This window comes from Kitasatospora sp. NPDC054939, assembly GCF_053610105.1.
Genome location: NZ_JBSGXP010000266.1, coordinates 1 through 4,522 on the forward strand (window position 1 = coordinate 1; position 4,522 = coordinate 4,522).

4 protein-coding genes and 1 pseudogene are annotated in these 4,522 nt (G+C 76.0%); 2 read left to right on the top strand and 3 right to left on the bottom strand.

What is annotated here, in order from left to right:
- Nucleotides 1-75: 75 nt before the first annotated feature.
- Together efeB and efeU are read left to right on the top strand one after the other, a co-directional pair.
- Entirely contained in the window at nucleotides 76-1,446 is a 1,371-nt protein-coding gene (gene efeB / locus ACWGB8_RS37885) for an iron uptake transporter deferrochelatase/peroxidase subunit (protein ID WP_452218209.1), read from the top strand.
- A gap of 35 nt (nucleotides 1,447-1,481) precedes the next feature.
- Entirely contained in the window at nucleotides 1,482-2,336 is an 855-nt protein-coding gene (gene efeU, locus ACWGB8_RS37890) for an iron uptake transporter permease EfeU (RefSeq protein WP_452218210.1), read from the top strand.
- A 278-nt stretch (nucleotides 2,337-2,614) separates the two neighbouring features.
- On the opposite strand, the gene ACWGB8_RS37895 is transcribed toward efeU, so the two are convergent.
- The 3 genes and pseudogenes from ACWGB8_RS37895 to ACWGB8_RS37905 form a co-directional block, all read right to left on the bottom strand.
- A complete protein-coding gene (locus ACWGB8_RS37895) occupies nucleotides 2,615-2,854 on the bottom strand; it encodes a Trm112 family protein (RefSeq protein ID WP_452218211.1) in 240 nt (79 codons plus the stop codon).
- Entirely contained in the window at nucleotides 2,838-3,773 is a 936-nt protein-coding gene (locus tag ACWGB8_RS37900) for a hypothetical protein (protein WP_452218212.1), read from the bottom strand. The genes ACWGB8_RS37895 and ACWGB8_RS37900 overlap by 17 nt, the downstream gene beginning before the upstream one ends.
- Nucleotides 3,770-4,522 (bottom strand): annotated as a pseudogene (locus tag ACWGB8_RS37905) (condensation protein); the annotation flags it as partial. The gene ACWGB8_RS37900 and the pseudogene ACWGB8_RS37905, both read right to left, overlap by 4 nt.

Consider the following 4,522-nt stretch of genomic DNA (forward strand, 5'->3'; position numbering starts at 1 on the left):
GCGGGGGGGGGGGGGCCCCCCCCCCCGGGCCCCCCCCAGGCCAGCGGCGGGTCCGCAGCAGAAGGGCCGCCCGCCATGACCGCCGACACCCCTCAGTCCGAACCGACCGCCCGGGACGGGCAGACCGGACCGACCGCCGCCGAGGACGCCCCGACCGCGGCGGCGCCGGGCCCGGACGCGCCGGCCGCGGACACCGCCCGGCCCGCTCCGATCGGTCGGCGCGCCGTCATCGGCTGGGCCGGGGCGGGTGTCGCCCTCGGCGCCGCCGCGGTCGGCTCGGTCGCCGCCGCGACGATGCACCGGGACGGGAGCGAACCCGCCGGGGTCGACTCCGCCGCCGCCGTCCCGTTCTACGGCGACCACCAGGCCGGCATCGCCACCCCGGTCCAGGACCGGCTGCACTTCGCCGCCTTCGACGTCATCACCAAGGACCGCGAGGCGCTGGTCAGGGTGCTGAAGGAGTGGACGAAGGCCGCCGCCACCATGACCGCCGGCCAGGAGATCGGCCGCGGCACCGCCGGCAACCTCCCCGAGGCCCCGCCGGACGACACGGGCGAGGCGCTCGGCCTGCCCGCCTCCCGGCTGACCCTCACCATCGGCTTCGGCCCCACCCTGTTCGAGAAGGACGGCGTGGACCGCTTCGGGCTCAAGGGCAGGCGCCCCGAGGCCCTGGTCGACCTCCCGAAGTTCCCCGGCGACGCACTGGACCCCGCGCGCAGCGGCGGCGACCTCTGCGTCCAGGCCTGCGCCGACGACCCGGTGGTCGCCGTCCACGCGATCCGCAACCTGGCCCGGATCGGCATGGGCGTGGTCAACGTCCGGTGGTCGCAGCTCGGTTTCGGCAAGACCTCCTCGACCACCCCCGAGGCCCAGACCCCGCGCAACCTGATGGGCTTCAAGGACGGCACCCGCAACGTCGCCGGCACCGACGCCAAGGCCCTGGCGGAGCACGTCTGGGTGGCCCCCGGCGACGGCCACGACTGGATGACCGGCGGCTCCTACCTGGTCGCCCGGCGGATCCGGATGCACATCGAGACCTGGGACCGCACCCCGCTCGCCGACCAGGAGGAGATCATCGGCCGGACCAGGGCCGAGGGCGCGCCGATCGGCAGGCAGCGCGAGCACGACGCCTTCGACCCCGCCTCGCTGCCCGCCGACTCGCACGTACGGCTGGCCCACCCGGACAGCAACAAGGGCGCGACCATCCTGCGCCGGGGCTACTCCTTCACCGACGGCACCGACGGACTCGGCCGACTGGACGCGGGCCTGTTCTTCCTCGCCTACCAGCGGGACGTCCGCAAGGGCTTCATCCCGGTGCAGACCGCGCTCGCCGCGCGCGACGTCCTGCACGACGAGTACACCCAGCACGTCGGCTCCGGGCACTACGCCTGCCCGCCCGGCATCCGCAAGCCCGGCGAGTGGTTCGGCCAGGCCCTGTTCGGCTGACCGTCGGTCCTGCGTCCGGCAGCAAGGAGTTCACAGTGTTCGCCAACTACCTGATCGGTCTGCGCGAGGGGCTGGAGGCCAGCCTGGTGGTCTGCATCCTGATCGCCTACCTGGTCAAGACCGGCAACCGCGACCGGCTGGCCCCCGTGTGGACGGGCGTCGGCGCCGCGGTCGGCCTCTCCCTCGCCTTCGGGGCGGTCCTGCAGTACGGCTCCACCCAACTCACCTTCGAGGCCCAGGAACTGCTCGGCGGCAGCCTGTCGATCATCGCGGTCGGCCTGGTCACCTGGATGGTCTTCTGGATGCGCCGCACCGCCCGCCACCTCAAGGCGGAGCTGCACGGCAAGCTCGACGCCGCCCTCGCCATGGGCACCCTGGCGCTGGTGGTCACCGCCTTCCTGGCCGTCGGCCGCGAGGGGCTGGAGACGGCGCTGTTCATCTGGACCGCCGTCCAGGCCACCAGCGACGGCGTCCGCCCGCTCGTCGGCGCCCTGCTCGGCCTGCTGACCGCCACCGCGCTCGGCTGGCTGTTCTACCGCGGCGCACTGCGGATCAACCTGGCCCGCTTCTTCACCTGGACCGGCGCGATGCTGGTCGTCGTCGCGGCCGGCGTGCTCGCGTACGGCGTCCACGACCTCCAGGAGGCCGCGCTGCTGCCCGGTCTGCACGACCGGCTCTTCGACATCAGCACGACCGTCCCGAAGGACAGCTGGTACGGCACCCTGCTCAAGGGCGTCTTCAACTTCCAGCCCGACCCGACGGTCCTCCAGGTCGTGGTGTGGGCGGCGTACCTGCTGCCGACCCTGTACCTCTTCCTGCGCCGCCCCGCAGCGGCCACCGCGCCCCGTGCGGCCGCCCCCGCGGGCGACCGCGAGCAGTCGGCCTCCTGACCTCCCCCACCTCCCCACCTCCTCCCGGCGCGGGCGGGGCGCGATCCGCGCCCCGCCCGCGCCGTTCCCGTTCCCGTTCCCGTTCCGCACGGTGTCGGCCGCACGGTCAGAAGGGCTGGGGTTCGAGGTCCTGAGCGTCGCCGTGGCGGCCGGTGTCGCCGTAGGCGTTGGCGAGGTTGAGCCGTGCCTTGGCCGTCAGCGGATGGCGGTCGCCGAGGGCGCTGCCGAGGGCGGCGGCCGCGGCCTGCCCGGCTCGCGGGAGGACGCCGGTTCCGGGGTCAGTCGGTGCGGGTCAGCTGCGCCTCGATCCTGTCGAGCAGCCCCCGGTGGCGGTGGTCGTCGAGGGCGAGGGCATCGTGCGGGCGCAGGTGGGGCACGGCGTCCCGGATCGGGTAGCCGCGCCGCAGCCGGGGGTTGTAGAGCAGGTGCTCCTCGGGGAGGTGGACCAGCGGGCCCTTGTCCACCGGGCAGACGAGCAGGGGGAGCAGACGGGGGTCGGGCTCAGCGGATCGCGGCATGGCGGCTCCTTCGTTCGCGGACGGGTGGGGGGTTCGGCTCGTCGTGGCGCGGCAGGGTCAGCAGGACGGACGCGGCGAGCGCGGTGCCGCCGAGGCGCAGCGCCAGTCGGAGCGGTTCGGCGGGCAGGTGTTCGCCGAAGACGACGGTGCCCGCGACGACGGTGAAGACACTGGACACGGTCGTCGTGACGGGCACGATCACGGACGCCCGGCAGCGCTGGAGCGCGGTCTGGGACAGCGCGAGGCCGGCGGCCGCGGTGGCGGCCAGCAGCCAGGGGTGGGGTCCGCGCAGGAGCTCCGGCAGCGCCGCGGCCGGCGGCCGGTCGGCGAGCGCGGCCGAGATGCCCTTGACGGCGAGCGAGCTCACCCCGTACAGCAGCCCGAGGGCGACCCCGTACGGCACGCCGGAGCTGCTGCGGCGGTGCCGGCGGCCGGCGCGGCGCAGCGAGGCGAGGAAGAGCAGGAGCCCGAGGGCGAGGCAGGGGAGGCAGACGCCGAGCAGCGGCAGGACGGGCGCCGCCGCCCCCACCCGGTCGCCGCCGGCCTCCCCGCCGCCGAGGGAGCCGACGACCGCGAGCAGGGCGAGCAGGATGACGCCGGTGGCGAGGAGTTCCCGGCGGCCGGGGCGTTCGCCCAGGGCGGCGGCGGAGAGGGCGATCAGGAGGACCGTCCCGGAGAGGAAGACGCCCTGGGCGGCGGCGATCGGCAGCAGTTGGTAGACCTTCAGCTGGGCGCCGAAGCCGAGGCCCAGCACGGTGAACCCCAGCAGCCAGCCGGGGCAGCCGGCCAGGGCCCGGAGCAGCCGCAGCGGGCGGCGGGGGTCCAGGGCGGGGAGGGCGGCCAGCGCGCGCTTCTCCAGGACGAAGCCCGCGCTGTAGAGGGCGTTGGCGAGGAGCGCGACGGCGACGCCGAGGATCATCGGCGCCGCCCGTCGGCGGCCAGGGCGGCCAGGAGTTCGGCGCAGCGCCCGGCGATCTCGGCGGCGGCGGGTTCGGCGAGCAGGCGGTGGCAGTGGCGGACGGTGAGGTGCAGCCTTCCGTCGAGGGTGAGGGCGCCGACGGAGAGTCCGCGGGGCATCCGGACGGGTGCGGAGAACCAGAGCGCGTCGGCCCGGCCGGCGGGGCCGAAGTCGAGCGGGTGGGCGACCCGGCCGAGGTTGCTGACCAGGGCGGTGGACGTCCAGGGTGCGGCGAGCCGGCGCAGCGCCCTGGTCAGCGGGGCCTTGGCGCCGACGGGCAGCCACGGGGTGCTGACCAGGGCGGCGACCGGGCCGCCGTCGGCGACGGGGGTGGCCTTGGCGGCGCGGGTCTGCGCGCCGATCCGGTCCAGCACGGTGGCGGCGGCGTCCGGGGCGGGCGGCGGGGTGTCGGTGCGGACGGTGGCCAGGTGGTTGTGGTTGCCCATGGGGGCGTGGGGGGCGAGCGGCCCGTGCGGGCGGTCGTCGACGGGCATCGACAGGTGGATCGGGCCGGGCGGACGGCCGTGCCGGCGGTTCCAGTCGGCCAGGGTCAGGTGGACCGCCGTCAGGAGGAGGTCGTTGACGGTCGGCCGGGGCGGGGCCGCGCCGCCCGCGGGGGTCCGGCCCTGGCCGGTGGGCGGGAGCGGCAGTGGGGGTGGGAGTGGGAGCACGCTCAGGTGGACGCCCGTCCCGGGGGAGGGGTCGCGGCC